The sequence below is a fragment of the Sporosarcina sp. genome (assembly GCF_029257255.1).
Taxonomy (GTDB): domain Bacteria; phylum Bacillota; class Bacilli; order Bacillales_A; family Planococcaceae; genus Sporosarcina.
This window is the reverse complement of record NZ_JARICI010000082.1, coordinates 1-15,699: the sequence shown is the minus strand read 5'-3', so window position 1 is coordinate 15,699 and position 15,699 is coordinate 1. Positions and strand designations below refer to the sequence as shown.

The window sequence follows — 15,699 nt, the reverse complement described above, 5'->3', positions numbered from 1 at the left end:
TAAGTTTGAGCAGAGTAGAAATCATGGTGGAAATGAAGAGAATGATAGAAGAAAATCCATCACTTGCGATCAGTGAATGGCAAGGCACGTGTAAATATGTGGTGGGAGAAATGATTTCATTGGAAGTAAAAGATTTACAAGAAATGCATGTAAAAGGTGTAAAACCTGGCGAAAATCAAGTAATGCCGATTGAATTGATGTTCGCTGCTGCAGCGAATAGTTTCGGCTTACTTTTCCATCTGGAAGCTTATAATGAAGGCATCATAGTGGATTCAGCAGAAGTTATATTCAATGGAACGGTTAATAAAGCTAAATTTTTAGGCATTCAAAGCGGAAATAGCGGCATCACGAAACCGATGATTACACTAAAGGTAACTTCAGCTGCCAACAAAGGAAAATTATCTGAGATTGCAGCTATTGCAGCAGAACGTTCTCCCATTCTGTCCAGTCTAAATGAACGAGTCACACTGCATATTCTATAATAGTCAAAGACAAAGCCTTCCTCAGAATGATTGGGAAAGGCTTTGTCTTTGTTCTGTATTACACTATTAGGAACCCTCCGCTGACACTGATGCATTCGCCGTTGACGAAACTTGAATCATCGGAAGCCAAGAAAGAGACAACCGACGCTACTTCTGCAGGATCTCCCATGCGGGCAGCTGGTGTCAGCATCGTAGCCATTCGCTTCACATCTTCGGGCAAATCTTTCGTCATATCTGTATTGATTTGACCGGGTGCTATGGCGTTAACAGTTATCTGCTTGCTGCCGTTTTCTTTGGCAAGCGTTCTCGTCAACCCGATCACACCGGCTTTGGATGCACTGTAATTTGCCTGGCCCATATTGCCCCAGCTGGAAGAGGAAGAGACATTGACGATCTTACCGTAATTCTGTTCACGCATTCCTGGAATAACTGCCTGACACGTATAGAACATGCTGTTTAAATTGATGTCTATTACGGAATTCCATTGTTCTGCTGACATCTTGTGAAAGAATGAATCTCTGGTAATGCCTGCATTATTCACGAGGATATCGATCTTGCCGAATTTCTTGTAAATGGTGGAGAATGTATCTTGTACTTCAGTCTGATCTGCCACATTGCATTTTAATGCAAGAATCTTTTCACCAGATGAATCCAATCCGGCAGCTGTTTGTTCGAGCTTCTCGAAGTTAACATCCAGAATTGCTACAGAAGCTCCGTCCGCGAGTAGCCTCTCTGTGATTTTCTCGCCGATCCCTTGCGCTGACCCTGTTACGACTGCTACTTTATTTGCTAATTTCCCCATCCTCAACACTCCTTTAAAGTTAATAGAATAGTAAGGTAACTTTACCATAACTGAATGATGATTCATACCGATGAAAGTATAAATGAGATAGAAATTCACGATGATATAGCAGTAGTGTATAATCACGATAGGAGATGATGATCGAATGACAATCAGTAGAAAAGATTACTTACAGAAAATCATAAAATTACACGAACGACTTATCGTGGCTTCTGAGGAGTATGAAGGAATTTCCGAAGAATTTATTGCAAAGCAAGAGCTAGATATTCCCTCAATGAAAGAACAATGGCTGACAAAAGTTGAAGATTTTAAGCAGATTCTAACAGACATGAATGGTCTTGAAATTCCAAATGCCTTTGAAAAAGAAGGGAATGAACTCAAAGAGACCTACGAAAAGTACGTGGGCTGCGTAAACGAGAAAACGGAGACGTTTAGTATGGAAACAATGGAGAATGGAGTATTGGATGCCATTCAAGAAACTGAAATGCAGGCAGCAGAGGAAATTGATGACCTGATTCAGGCAATGTATGATAAGTGAAAACTTTGTGTGTGTAAGAGAATAATTAGGTAAATGAATAACAAGCATTCTTTCACTCTGAACGGGGTGAGGGAATGCTTTTTTTGATGGGAGATAATTTTTTAGATGATGCATTCGGACGGTATGGCGCGGTGAACGGCTGTTTTGGTTCGTTCAGGGAGTGGTTTCGCGCGGCGCCGCATGGTTAATGTGCGGCACTTTCAGTTTTTGGTTCGATTCCGAAGCCGTTTGGTGCGGCCAACCGCTGTTTTGGTGCGCTGCTTGGCTAATTCTGTCGGGTTCATACAGAAAAAACTGTCTCACAAATACTTTCAATACAGCAAGCTGAAATTAGCAATGAGCAGACGTAAGTAGAGTTCTTGTATTTTCTCCAAATCGGCATAACAGTGCATATTTTGGTGAGGGGCTCAATTATTGTAAAAAAGATTTGAAACAAATTTTGAATATCTTCGTCTGTACGGTGCCTTCAGGCAAATGGTGTTAAATGTTTCTGCTGATTGTTTGTACATTTACCACTGACTATCAAAGGTATCGGAGATGAATCGGTATGTCATTATCCATTTTTAACAAGATAAAAGTTCCAAGTTGCATTCTATTGTTATTTGTAATAGTTATTGTCATCGGTTTGCCGAAGATTAATTTTAGTGCAGAATCACAAAATCAGCGTTTCTCTGACGTAGATGATGCATTCTGGGCAAAAGATGAAGTTATGCAGCTGGTAGAAGAAGGTATCATTACGGGTTATCCAGACCTTCAATTCAGACCCGATGCCAGCATCACGAGGGGGCAGGCTGCCAATGTATTGGCCAATGCGATAAAAACCCCCGTACTCCCATATCAACCGGTATTTGCGGATGTGGGTCCCGAATCTGTTTATGTACGTGGAGCAATGAGCGCCTATCAGGGACAAATATTTACCGGTAAACCTGACGGCACATTCGGAACGGAAGATCTGTTGACGCGGGAACAAATGGCGAGTGTTGTTGTTCAGGCGTTTCACTTAGAGGATACAGGTACATCTGTACATTTCACAGACAGTAATCTAATTAGTGAATCTCATAAAGAGAGTGTGAAAATACTTAAGCAACATGGGATTTCGAGGGGTAAAGCGGACGGTTCTTTTGATCCGAAGACACCTGTTACGAGGGGGACATTTTCTGTATTTATACATCGGGCTATGATTCAATCGGGATTATTGGAAAGGAAAAAGCAGGTTACTTTCAATGAACCAGCAACTACTGGGAATTTTGAAACGACGCATGATACGGAGCAGTTTATTGAATTACCGTTAACGGATGATCATAAAACGTTTTTGCGTTCGAATCATCACTTCCAGTTACTGACGAAAAAAACACAGCGTTACGAATCTGCGACAGATGTGATGTACCAATATAACGAAAGTGAACTGGATTCAGTAACATTGACAGTGACCAAACGGGAGCTGCCAAATGGCGATTACTTCGTATTTACTGAGTTGCGAAACCCGCAGGCTTTGCCAGTTCGTGTAGACGTAGTGCAGATTGAAGAGGGGATAGGATCAACTAAACTTGAAACTTTTAGTAAGTACCCTATGAAAAACAAAAAAGATGAAACGTTCGGTGTGGATTTAACAACTTATCCCAGTGGAGTGCTTGAAACTTTTACGAAAGCAGGATTAAGTCAGCAAATGATCGGGAAGACGTATTTCTCGCATGAATTGGAGATGAATTATGCGGATGGTACTTCCAGTCATACACGGGAACTGCTGGTTGAACAGGATACATACAGTAATATGCTATTGGGAACTACACGTGTCTCTATTATTAAACTGGATTCACATGGCCATGATGTCGTTGATCATTGGTACTTGTCTTCGGCAGACAAGTTATTTACGACCAATCAACGACGCGATGATTGGATGAAAGAAACAGCCTTTAATTATAAAAAACGCAATAACTGGTACACAGCGACAGGAGCTTACAATAAAATGGCTGTGACTGTCGAACCGATGCCTTCTTCCGAAAACGTGTATGGACGCAACTTATTGCTGATGAAAGAAGACCGTGTGATGCTGCTATACAACGAGACACAGGAGCGTTATTACGAAGATCTTTTGCAGAATTCATTCACTAATTTACAGAATTTCAAAGGAGATAAAACCTATTGGGAAACGGAAGTGACAAGTACCTACCTAAAGGACTTATATAACTTCACAGCCCCGTTTGTTGATACCCGTTTTAATGAACAGATTGCGCTGTTTCTGTACAGGGGTGGAATGGCTTTTGGACATGAAGATTACAATGAAGGGTTGCGTAATTATGCCGATTTACTCGTTCATCAGAAGGAGCAAGGGAATGTCAGTGCAGTGAGTTCAGATGCCTATTATATTCCCGATTACTTCCCGGTGAAGCAGAACGTCCGTACACATACCTCTATGAACCATCTGCTGGGCGGGATGAATATTCTTTTATTTGCCTACCAGGAGTTTGAAGATCCTATCTATCTGGAAACAGCGGGTGCAATTGAACAAGCGATTCAACTGGAAGAGAAGGACTGGATCAGGGATGACGGAGATATCTGGTATAAACGTGCACCCGACGGGGAATTTGTCGGAAGAGACTATACACATCTAACACTGGAAGATTTGATAAATTCCTATGAAAACTGGAAAGCGATCGATGAAACAAAATCTGCTGTATTCGAAAGTCTTTTGCGTTCTAAAGCCAGTTATATGAATAAAAATCATAAAGGTTATACAACGAAAATCAAAGAAGGGTTGAAACGAATTAATATGTCTGAATTATTACCCGCAGGCATCGAACATACTGATGCACTTTAATAGAAAACGCCAATGGGATAAAAGAACTTAAAAAGTTTGAAACTTTTATTGAAAAACGTCGTCTGTACAGTGCATCAACAGAGGAATCGGCTTTATTGAACTTATTAACAAGAGAGAGAAAGGGAGAGTTTACACATGAAGAAATTTTTTATCACACTAGGAGCGTTGCTGCTGGCATTCAGTCTGCCGCTATCCGGTAAAGCGGCAAATACGAAGCAATTCTCAGATGTGCCGTCTACCAAGCACTTTGCGGAAGCGGTTTATGAGTTAGCTGAACGAAATATTATAGGCGGCTATCCTGACGGCACATTCAAACCAGGAAACTCGATTACGAGAGGACAGGCAGCTGCGATGATCTCGAAGCTTGTCGGACTGGACACGAAGAACGTCAAGAACCCTGGATTTAAAGATGTTTCAACAGCGAACGGTTATTATAAGGCAATCGCAGCCATGGCGGAGAAAAAGATCATCAACGGCTATGGCAACGGACGTTTTGGGCCGAATGACCCGATCACCCGCGCGCAGATGGCATCGATTCTTGTGAAAGCATTTGATCTGCCGCGCTATAGTTTCAAAGCATCTGAAAGTCCGTTTACGGATGTGTCACGGGGCACAGGACATGACCCGAATATTTTGATCATCTACAAAATGGGTATCACGACAGGTACATCAGCTGACACATTCAGCCCGAATGCACCGATAACAAGAGGACAGGCTGCTAAAATGATGAAAGCAACAGAGGTAGCAAGAGCACCGATTACGACATTGCGGGCAAAAGACTTTGGCTGGACCCGGTTTATGGGTATCTCAGACTATAACACGGGTTCCGATTTATTTGAAGTTGTATGGAGCAGTGATAAATATGATAACCAGGCACTTGATACGGTTCATTTAATACCACTTAAAGAGGGATCGGGCTTATTCTCTGTGGAGGTGGGTTATCATGAACCCCAAAAGGGATATTACCGCGCCTATTATGTTGACATCAAAGAAGTGGACGGCCAGCTGAAGCTGACGCTAAAGGAAACAGATGATTTCCTGACTACAAAGGCAGTAATGAATACTGACAATAAAAAACAAGTGGTGAATGTTGCACTTTCTACAATCGACGGAAAAGTCCTCTCAGACAGTGTACCTTTCACAAGGTGTAATTCATTTACTACCAATGCTTGTACTGATCAGGAACAAACGAATGCAGACGGTACATCACGTAATATCCGAATAGATATCGAAAAAGAAGGCCAGTATATTGCTACACTCCGTTTCATTGATGGAAATGAAATTCGCTATGGGATTGAAGCAACAAAGGAAAGTTCTATATTCTTTTATAGAATTCGTACGGTAGAAGAAAGACCGTCTGCCGAATTGGATATGGGGGAAGGCAGACATGTTCTGCCGGCAGGTTCCGGGGAGATTGCGGAAGTGACAAAAGACCCCGTTACCAATATTTTAAAAGTTAACGGGAAGAAGGAAGGCAATTTCGATATTAAACTGCCTGATAACAAGATACAGTCAATAAAGGGAATTAATGTGAGGGTCAGTAAAATTGGACCTATCATAAATACTATTGTCTATAGGGATATAGAAACTGGAGCGTAAAAACTAACGACATTTCTTTACTCTGAATGGGGTAAAGAAATGTCTTTTCCTTTCTTGCGGGCTGCATTCATTTATCGTGAAAATCTTTTCAAAAAGATTTGAAACTTTTTCTGAATTTCTCCGTCTGTACGGTGCCTGAATGAAAGCGGAGGTAAAGAGAATGAAGAGAATGATTGCTGGGGTACTGATAATTGGGGTACTGTTTTTATTGGCGGCAGGAAGCGGATTGAAATGGGGATTGCCGTTTGTCAATGAGCAGCACGGAAAAGTTTTTGCGCAGCTTATACAAAAGGATTCAAAAACAGAGTTTGAGAAAGTATTGATATTGCAGGAACGTCAGCCGATGTATATGAGAGAAACTACATTAGTGAAGATCGGAGAACTGGAAGCTGGCCAGCCCGTTGCGATTATGAGTGAAGATGAAGATTATTACGAACTGCGTCTGGGGAAAATGTCTGCGTATGTCCGCAAAGGGCAGTCGGTGGTTGAAAAGCGCAAATTGCAGACGGTTGGAAATACAGAGCGGCTTGGGGCAGTTAACACGCTGCGACAGACGATTGTTTATGAATCGGCTGATCTGCAAAGCGACATGTTGATGCAGCTGGAAAAAGGCTACCGCTATCCAGTTGTTCAGGAGCAAGAGGACTGGTATATCATAAAAATCGGGGAACGTCCGGGATACATACATAAGCAGTCCGTTGATTTTGATGAAGGGCTGCCCGTGCTTGTATACCACCAAGTGTTGCCGCGTGAATTAATGACTACAGAGTTAAGCACGGTTTCATTAGAAAGTTTCGAACAGCAGATGGACTATCTGGCGGATCAACAGTTCCATACGCTGACGTCACGGGAACTTTTTAATTATTTAGAGGGGCGGCTTGTCGTCCCGAGCAAAGCAATCATCATCACATTCGACGACGGGCTATTATCATCAAAAGAATATGCGTACCCGGTCTTGAAGAAATACGGATTTACGGCTCCTCATCATATCATTTCTTCGCGAATGGACAGAGGGCATCATGCGCCAATGTTTGCTGGCGGGGAACTTTTAAAATATATCACGGCTGAGGACTTGCCGGAAATGGAAGACGTCTTTCACTTCGAAGCGCATACCGATGAGCTGCATCAACTGACAGATGACCGTGAAGGGTTTGCCTTGCACCGTACAACAAATGAGCTCGTGAAGGACCTGCAGAACAATTTGAAACAAGTCCCAGGGGCTGTTTCAATAGCCTATCCATACGGTCATTATAATGATAAATTTGTTGCTGCGGCAAAAGAGGTCGGATTATTGATCGGCTTTACAACCACAGAAGGATATGCAAATATGGATAAGTCGAATTATGAAGTGAACCGGTTTGGCATAACAGAAAAAAGGCCATTTGAGGATTTTGTTGTGTATGTTGACGGTAATATGACCTGGCCATAGAAGAGAGTGATTTCCGCAAATGAATGGAATTGATCAGGTAATGAGTGAGCATTCGCGTTATTTAGTGCGCATCGCTTATTTATATGTGAAGAATTGGTCGACAGCTGAGGATATTGTGCAAGAAGTATTTGTCACGTATTTTCAAAAGAGTGATCAGTTTCGCAATGAGGCTTCATTGAAAACATATTTAACCAAGATGACAGCGAATCGAGCCAAAGATTATCTGCGCTCCTGGAAACATAAAAAAGATGTGCTGTTCGATACGGTATTTGCATCGACAAAAGGTACTGATGAACTAATGATTGAACAGGAGCGGCTGGCAGCTCTGGAAGAAAACCTTTTTAAGCTGTCGTTGACGTATCGGGAGCCATTAATTTTATACTATTATGACGAGCAATCGATAGCGGAAATCGCCAGTTATTTGCAGCTCAATGAAAATACGGTGAAGACCAGGCTGCGCAGGGCGAAACAGCAGATGAAGGAGTTTTTTGACGAAGAGGAGGTGGAGCAATGAATGAATTCAAACGTAAACTTGATCAGATGATGGGCGATACATCTGAACAGGAACGCCGGATTAAACAGCGTGTGCATGATCAGCTGCAGCCCGCCAAAGCAAAACGTCCGTGGTCGGTCATGTTTGTCAGTGCAGCCATCCCCGTAGTCGCGCTGTTGCTAATTTTCACCATCGGTCCATTTAATCAGCTTTCATCTGACGAAGGACCCGGCACGCCTTATGACCCGTTGGATGATTTGGCGGAAATCTCTGCATTGCAAAAGAAGCAGCAACTTTCAACTGTGGAGTATGAGGAGTTTGCCAAGCTGCCGCAGTTCGATGAAGTAGATGGGCTGTATTATGTGGATCGAGAAGGATTTTCATTGAAGGGAAGTCCTGATGCGTTTCATACAGTCATCGAACGCCAGGCAAATTTATATGATGAGATTGTTTATGAAGCAGGCGATATTGTGCGTACTATGACCAATACGTCCAGCCATCTGCCGACATATGCGGATGCGTATTATGAAGTGATTGCGGTTCCGGGAGACCGTGTCGTTCTGAAAGATGGGCAGTTGAAGATAAATGGGAAACATCTGAAGTCCAATATTATGGAGCGCTATGAAGAAACTGGAGTCAAGATTGCAGGAGGCTATGATCAGCTGCTGAACGCACGGGAATATCTTCTTTTAAATCATTTCCCTGCAAGTGAAACGATTCAGGGGGCAGCGATTACACCTGTCCACAAGATTTATGGGAAAGTGGCAGGCGTAGCAACAGAAGAAGGAACAGATTCAATTTATCTGGATTACTTAGCAGGACAGCTTGACCGTGAATATACACCGGAGCAGACGTTTGATTTATATCTTTACGACCAGCTTCTTGGTGAGTACAAATTACAGGAGTCTGCAAAGTTAGCGCAGTCGAACAAAGTGGAGCAGCTGTTTTTGGAAGCAGCTTATCGGGAGACGACAGCGATTTCCGAGAATCAAGTAGAAGTACGTTATCAGTATGGTCGTCAAGGTGTAGCAGAGCACGTGTTCATTATGGGAATGGACGCGCAAGCGCAATGGTTACTGGAAGACTGATTAACAGAAAAATGTGTTATAATCAAGTCGGTAACTGTTCCATAAAAGCTGTCAACCAACCGCTCGCGATATAGATTTTACCGTCTTGATTTTAACATAACATGAAGAAATAACAGAGATGACAAATCGGTAACTGTTTAGAAAACAAGCCGTCAACCAACCGCTTACTATAAAGCAGGCCGATCTGTTCTACTCTGTATTTAAAAAAATAAAAAATGCCTGCGCGATTATCTATTGCACAGGCATTTTTACTAAAGGGAGGTCTATAAATTGAAAAGTAAACTAATCGTACTGTTTATGACGCTGCTGCTGACTTTTGCGGTGTTGCCATTTCAAGTGCAGGCGACGTCTCAATTTTCGGACGTAAATACGCACTGGGCAAAGAAAGAAATCATGTACTTATCCGAACGCAATATCATCGGGGGCTATCCGGACGGAACGTTTAAACCGAATCAGCCGATTACAAGAGCGCAGGCAGCCGCTATGCTTATTAAGGCGCTGGAAATTCCGCTGACCAATAATACTTCCGTTCAGTTTAAGGACGTAGCGAAAACTTCTCCATATTATCAGATTCTCGCAACTGTAAATGAAAAAGGAATTCTGCGAGGAGATAACGGATTCATACGTCCGGGCGAACAAACGTCACGTGCGCAAATGGCTGCCATCCTGCGCCGAGCTTATAAAATGCCGTTAGACAAACAGGCGACGTTTGTTGATGTCACTCCTGCACACTGGGCTTATCAGGATATTAACGGAATCGCCAAACAGCGTGTTACTGGCGGTTCCCACGGCAAGTTTATGCCGGCCGATTCTGTTACACGCGCACAATTTTCGGCCTTTCTAGTGCGTGCAATGGATGATTCAATGAAACTCAGCGAATATCACTCCTATGTCAGTGCAAAAGGGAAAGTAGTAGAGCGAAATGGTTTTTCATATACTGTTAGTTCAGGTGAATATGCTAATCATGTCAGTAAGAAAAATAACAAGACTGGTTTGCAGGAAGTGATCATAAGAAATGAAGATATGCCGACAGATGATACATTCAAAGTCTTTCTGATGCCAGGTTTTCAGCTTATCGTTTATAACGAAGAGATCTATCTTCCTTATTGGAGTGCTGTGGGCGAAATGAGCGAAATACCAATAGCTTATGGTTTGGTGAAGTTTAATTTGAATGGGCAGAACGTGGTAGAGATGAATCAACCTTCAGGTTTCACATTCCGCAATATGTTTATCTGGAATGACCGGATTTTCTATACGAATGAAAAGAATAAAGAGCGCTACTTTGATTACACGTTTAATTCAGATAAGTTCATGGATGATCCGTTGGTGTTGTATTCGGCCTCCATGGACGGCAAAAATCAGAAAAAAGAATTGGTCTTTGATGCGCGTGTGATCTTTGATGATGTGAGATTTTCTTCTAAACATCCACAAGTGAGCCAAAACAATAAATCGGTGCTCTTTGACCATTCGACGATGTATTATTTCAATAAAAAAGGTGTTTTCAAATATAGCCTGCTTGATAGAAAGACGAGCAAAATGTCAGCGATCATGGCAAAAGATATGGAAGTTACCGAAACGAAGTTAGTCGTGACGGATACAAAAGGAAAGAGACATGCACTGAAGAAATAAAATAAAGTCATCCCTTCGCTCAATTACGAGTGAAGGGATGACTTTATTTATGACTAATTATTCTGTTGCTGTCACCATTTAGGTACGCCCACATGATTCTCCACCCACGCATCATTATATCTGATGACGTGACCTGCATTTTCCAGCGGCACGACTTTGAAGCGATTCTGTTCATCTTTAATGACGGCGGTCGGATAAAAACGTGGATCTTCAATTGTAACGGTTGAATTACCACCGATTTTCTCTTTCGTCACCGTCAGTCTCGCAATACCTCCGAAGTTTGTATATTCATAAGGCTGTGCGGAATAAAAGTTGCCCAGTGAGTAAAACACTTTAGCATTTCCGACTTCACTATACCGCTGCAGCACATGCGTGTGATGTCCAAAAATTACATCTGCACCTGCTACGGAAATATACTCTGCGAGCTCCTCCTGCTCCTTTGAAGCTTGAATCACATATTCAGGGCCCCAGTGTAAAGAAACAATCGTCACGTCAACAGAAGGTTTGATTTTAAGAATATCATCTGCGATCTTCTGGCGGTCGATTATGTTGACTAAATAGTCCTTCCCAGGTGGAGCCGACCCAATATTTGTTCCATACGTATAGGCAATAACGCCAATGCGAATACCGTTTACTTCGACAATTCTCTCAGTTTCCTGATCTTCAAATGAATCATAGGCACCGACATACTTCATCTTATACTCTCTGGCATGCTCGATGGACTTCAACACACCAATTTCACCCTTGTCCAACGTATGATTGTTGGCCATTGAAATCATATCCACGCCAATTTGCTGGAGGTCGTGAATGATATGTTTTGGGCTGTTGAAGATAGGATAAGTGGACAGCCCGAGTTCAGCACCTGCCGGCATGGATTCTTGATTGGCGAGCAGGAAATCAATACCCTTCGTCTTCTCTTTCACTGCTGCAAATGCAAAGTCAAAGCTTGGATACGTGTAGATGGGGTAATGTAGCAGTACATCACCAATCATCCCGATGGTAGCGGTGTTCACTACGGTATTTTCTACCTGCTGCTCTACGTTTTCTTCTACGTTATTACTCTCATCTCTATTATTAACTTCAGTTTCATCTTTGACCATGGTAACAGATAGGGATTGATTTCTTTCTGTCCAATGATCCCATAAAAGATAACCGCATACGACCCAGGTCATACACATGATAGCGATAAGCCACTTTGTCTTCACGTTCCACTCTCCATATCAAAATGCGAAATCGTCATGTAATGAGCACGCAAAAAATCAGATTCACATTTCTATGTTTTAAATAAATATTCCCCTATACTGTTAAAATCATCTAATTATACCATATGAAAACTAGAAACAGAAGGTGCCATAATATAAAGTGCGTAAGTAGTTGTACAAGCATATTACAGCTATAAAACAGAAAGAAAACCATATGATATCAGCTGATTGTAGACTGATTTCGTATGGCTGTCTTATGCAAATTCGCTATTACTATTCGATCAGCAATAGTTTCACTTTGTGAAAAAAAACAGGAACTCCTGTCACGGCTGACAGAGAGCTCCTATTGACATCAATCTAACCCATATACACACTATCGCAAGTACCTGGTAGCGGTTCATAAAAACAATGGCTTTTAAATTGTCCGGTAAACGGCTGATTGTACCAGGTTGGAGGACAAGGACCGTACGGATTGAAATACCATAGCGCATAGTGCGCCGGGTGCTGTCTCCAAGAATCTAAGTTCTGTTTTGCCAGCCTTTTTTCAGTTTCTCGTGCACGCTGGTAGAATAGATTACCTTTTTGGACCGCTTCAAATGAATAATTCCCGCCCTGAATCTGAAAAATGACATCATTAATACTTCGTACATCATTGAAATCCAAACAGTCTGCTATCGCGCGATTTACAATAACATTGCCGACATATAGCATTCCCTGCTGCCCTTCGCCTTCAGCCTCTGCCCGCATCATCCTTGCCATTAAATCAACATCTGAATCTCTGTATTTAACTCTTGGCATTTTTTCACCTCAAACATATTCTATGTGAAAAAATCCTCGATGATGTCTATATTTCTGAAAGTCAGAACTAAACTACGTAATACTAAACATTAATTCTATTCTATTAAAACCAAGTAGTATATTTTTGTTATCTGAGAGGTGCTTTTGTTTTCTTTTGAAAATTGTGGACCGTAGAAAGCGCTTTTTGCTGAAGATCGAGACCTATTCACAACGTTGGCCGCCGATTATAATTACTTCATACATACAAATAGCTTTTTATTTATCAAGACAGTAAATTTTAATAGACAGAGAGAAGTCTGTCATCAACCATTCTACTAGATGAGTGACTTATGTCTATAAAAATACTTAATTAGATACTGTAGTATTTTATGTTTCATTCATTTACATACATCTCGGTAAAAACTATCAACTTTTAAATTCTGGGAGCAAGATAAATTGAGACTGCATGAGCGCGGTTTTTAGCACCCAGTTTGACAAAAGATGATTTAATGTACTGTTTTATAGTGGCTTCACTTAAAGCTAAAATGTCAGTAAGCTCCTTAGTCGATAAGCCATTGGCGATTGCTCGTAAAATTTCGTTTTCGCGCGGACTTAATTTTGGATGTGAAATCTTTTGAGGTTGAATTAGTACCCTGCCAGCTATACCGCCGAATAATGTAAGTAACTCTATTGCTTGTCCATCTACTTGCGGAATATGGTGAATATATTCGCTTAAAATATAACCGATAGTTAGATTGTTGACGAAAATGGGAACTACAATTAATGCTTGTAAAGGTAGATCACGATTGTAGCGACTTGATATGAGCGTAATAATATCTTGACCGGAATAGCAGCATGCTTTTCGTTCGGCTACAACCCTTTTAATAATAGGTAATGAGCGGATATCATCACGTATATAGGAGATTGTTCGGAAGTTTCCATTTTCGAGTTGTGCTACACCTTCCGCCACGTATCCTATTGGGCTAAATCGATAAAATGAAATTTTTTCAAAGGAAAAGATCTCTTCAAAGCTTGAAAGAATATAGCATATTTGCTCTTCTTGAGTTTGGAAATGTAAAGTATTCTGTAATTTTTCTTCAATAGTCCATGAAGTTAACTGCATCGTATCACCCCTTTACGCAATGTATGCTTGGACCCTAAAAAGTAGTAGAGCAACTTCAAACAGTAACCGATAGGTATGATAATTATATACAATAGTAGGAATATTCACGATAGGTTGGTTTGGTTATACTGAAGTTGCATACAAAACGATGCAAAATTAGATTAGAAAGGAAGTTAGTAAAATGGGATTATCAAACAGTTCGAAGCAGTATTTAGATGCGTTTTACAGTGGCCCTTTATTACAAAGTCTTTCTGCTCAACAAGTTCAAGAGGCAATGAGTGCAGCCCCACTTATAGAGGGAATTGAGGTACCACCTGTTGCAAAGGTTGAAAATAGAACTATTTCTGTGAATGACGGAGAAATTGGCATTCGTATCTATACACCAACCGGCCGTGGTCCATTTCCACTGTTTATCTATTATCACGGCGGTGGTTGGGTTCTCGGGGACCTGGAGACCTCGGATGCGGGTTGTCGTTTATTAGCTGAACAATCAGGTCGTGTCGTGGTTTCAGTAGATTATCGATTAGCTCCTCAGTATCGTTTTCCGGTTCCAGTTGAGGATAGTTATTCAGCACTTTGCTGGGCAAATGATCATGCGGACGAGTTAAATGCAGTAGCGACTGATATTGTGGTTGGAGGGGATTCGGCAGGGGGAAATCTTGCAACGGTCATGACCATTTTGAGCGAAGTGAATAATGGCCCTTCCATATCTGCTCAAGCTTTGATATACCCTGTAACCAATCTTGATTTCACAACTTCTTCCTATGAAAAGTTTGCAGAGGGGCATGGTCTGGATAAAGATTTAATGATTTGGTTTGGTGAGTATTATGTAAAAAATAAGGAAGAGTTCAAAAATTCTTATGTGTCTCCATTGCTTCATGAAAATGTAGAAAATTTACCTCCAGCAATTATAATAGCAGCAGAAAATGATGTCCTGGTAGACGAAGGAATTCAATACCGTGACAAATTGAAAGAAGCAGGTGTTTCAGTTGACTATCTGCAATTAGAAGGAAGTATACACGGTTACTTTAGCAATATGTCATTATTTGCTGATGAGACAAAGACAACAGTAGATGCAATTGTGAAATTTTTAAGTTTAGTACCAACGAAATAAGTCATTTAAAAAGGGGGTTAGAAATTGGAGACTAATCAATATGATGCCATTGTAATAGGTGCTGGTTTTGCAGGGCTTTATATGTTGCATAAGTTAAAGGAACGCGGACTATCTGTACGTGTTATAGAGGCGGCAGATGGAGTGGGTGGTGTATGGTATTGGAGTCGTTATCCAGGTGCAAAATGTGACTCTGATTCAATCTATTATAACTTTACTTTTTCCGAAGACTTATATAAGAAATGGCGTTGGAAGGACCGATATGCTTCTCAACCTGAAATCTTAGAATATCTAAACTTTGTTGCAGACGAGCTTGATCTAAGATCTGATATACAACTGAAAACCCGTGTTACAAAAGCGTGTTTTAATGATAAGAAAAAGGTTTGGGAGATCACTACAGATAAAGATGAAGTATTTGAAACGAAATACTTTATCAGTGGGGTAGGTTGTTTATCCACAACGAATGTGCCGCAATTCGATGGAGTGGATACATTTAAAGGTGAACAGTATCATACTGGAAGATGGCCGCACACTAAGGTTGATTTTACAGGTAAACGGGTAGCGGTCATTGGTAACGGTTCAAGTGGAGTTCAAGCTATGCCCGAAAT

General features: G+C 41.3%; 14 protein-coding genes. 10 read left to right on the top strand and 4 right to left on the bottom strand.

Going from position 1 to position 15,699, the window contains the following annotated elements; translation table 11 throughout:
* The first annotated feature begins 5 nt into the window (after positions 1 to 5).
* Complete coding sequence (locus Q1J64_RS15410; RefSeq protein WP_301109999.1) at positions 6 to 482, top strand: OsmC family protein; 477 nt, start codon at positions 6 to 8, stop codon at positions 480 to 482.
* A 58-nt stretch (positions 483 to 540) separates the two neighbouring features.
* Here the strand turns inward: Q1J64_RS15410 and fabG are convergent, their stop codons facing one another.
* Positions 541 to 1,284, bottom strand: coding sequence for a 3-oxoacyl-ACP reductase FabG (gene fabG, locus Q1J64_RS15405; RefSeq protein WP_301109998.1), 744 nt, complete (start codon positions 1,282 to 1,284; stop codon positions 541 to 543).
* Positions 1,285 to 1,429: 145 nt separating this feature from the next.
* On the opposite strand from fabG, the gene Q1J64_RS15400 reads away from it, so the two are divergent.
* The 7 genes from Q1J64_RS15400 (at position 1,430) to Q1J64_RS15370 (ending at position 10,878) form a co-directional block, all read left to right on the top strand.
* The gene (locus Q1J64_RS15400; protein WP_301109997.1) at positions 1,430 to 1,822 is read left to right on the top strand and encodes a hypothetical protein; all 393 of its coding nucleotides are present in this window, start codon (positions 1,430 to 1,432) and stop codon (positions 1,820 to 1,822) included.
* Between the two features lie 547 nt (positions 1,823 to 2,369).
* The gene (locus Q1J64_RS15395; RefSeq protein WP_301109996.1) at positions 2,370 to 4,640 is read left to right on the top strand and encodes an S-layer homology domain-containing protein; all 2,271 of its coding nucleotides are present in this window, start codon (positions 2,370 to 2,372) and stop codon (positions 4,638 to 4,640) included.
* Between the two features lie 135 nt (positions 4,641 to 4,775).
* Positions 4,776 to 6,239 carry an S-layer homology domain-containing protein gene (locus tag Q1J64_RS15390; RefSeq protein WP_301109995.1) on the top strand — a complete coding sequence of 488 codons (1,464 nt, stop codon included), beginning with the start codon at positions 4,776 to 4,778 and terminating at the stop codon, positions 6,237 to 6,239.
* A 160-nt stretch (positions 6,240 to 6,399) separates the two neighbouring features.
* Positions 6,400 to 7,668 carry a polysaccharide deacetylase family protein gene (locus Q1J64_RS15385; protein WP_301109993.1) on the top strand — a complete coding sequence of 423 codons (1,269 nt, stop codon included), beginning with the start codon at positions 6,400 to 6,402 and terminating at the stop codon, positions 7,666 to 7,668.
* 19 nt (positions 7,669 to 7,687) lie between these two features.
* On the top strand, positions 7,688 to 8,182 hold the full coding sequence (locus Q1J64_RS15380; RefSeq protein WP_301109992.1) for a sigma-70 family RNA polymerase sigma factor: 495 nt from the start codon (positions 7,688 to 7,690) through the stop codon (positions 8,180 to 8,182).
* Positions 8,179 to 9,249, top strand: coding sequence for a S26 family signal peptidase (locus tag Q1J64_RS15375; protein WP_301109991.1), 1,071 nt, complete (start codon positions 8,179 to 8,181; stop codon positions 9,247 to 9,249). Before Q1J64_RS15380 ends, Q1J64_RS15375 begins: the two co-directional genes overlap by 4 nt.
* Positions 9,250 to 9,519: 270 nt before the next feature.
* A complete protein-coding gene (locus Q1J64_RS15370) occupies positions 9,520 to 10,878 on the top strand; it encodes an S-layer homology domain-containing protein (protein ID WP_301109990.1) in 1,359 nt (452 codons plus the stop codon).
* Positions 10,879 to 10,949: 71 nt separating this feature from the next.
* Here Q1J64_RS15370 and Q1J64_RS15365 read toward each other — a convergent pair whose 3' ends face one another.
* The 3 genes from Q1J64_RS15365 to Q1J64_RS15355 all read right to left on the bottom strand — a co-directional run bounded on the left by Q1J64_RS15365 (position 10,950) and on the right by Q1J64_RS15355 (position 13,980).
* Positions 10,950 to 12,083, bottom strand: coding sequence for a CapA family protein (locus Q1J64_RS15365; RefSeq protein ID WP_301109989.1), 1,134 nt, complete (start codon positions 12,081 to 12,083; stop codon positions 10,950 to 10,952).
* A 354-nt stretch (positions 12,084 to 12,437) separates the two neighbouring features.
* Complete coding sequence (locus Q1J64_RS15360) at positions 12,438 to 12,878, bottom strand: cell wall hydrolase (protein WP_301109988.1); 441 nt, start codon at positions 12,876 to 12,878, stop codon at positions 12,438 to 12,440.
* A gap of 412 nt (positions 12,879 to 13,290) precedes the next feature.
* Positions 13,291 to 13,980, bottom strand: coding sequence for a helix-turn-helix domain-containing protein (locus Q1J64_RS15355; protein ID WP_301109987.1), 690 nt, complete (start codon positions 13,978 to 13,980; stop codon positions 13,291 to 13,293).
* 181 nt (positions 13,981 to 14,161) lie between these two features.
* Here Q1J64_RS15355 and Q1J64_RS15350 point away from each other — a divergent pair, with 181 nt between their 5' ends.
* Both Q1J64_RS15350 and Q1J64_RS15345 read left to right on the top strand, forming a co-directional pair.
* Positions 14,162 to 15,094, top strand: coding sequence for an alpha/beta hydrolase (locus Q1J64_RS15350; RefSeq protein ID WP_301109986.1), 933 nt, complete (start codon positions 14,162 to 14,164; stop codon positions 15,092 to 15,094).
* 24 nt (positions 15,095 to 15,118) lie between these two features.
* Positions 15,119 to 15,699: flavin-containing monooxygenase (locus Q1J64_RS15345; RefSeq protein WP_301109985.1), on the top strand; the 581-nt coding region annotated here is incomplete at its 3' end.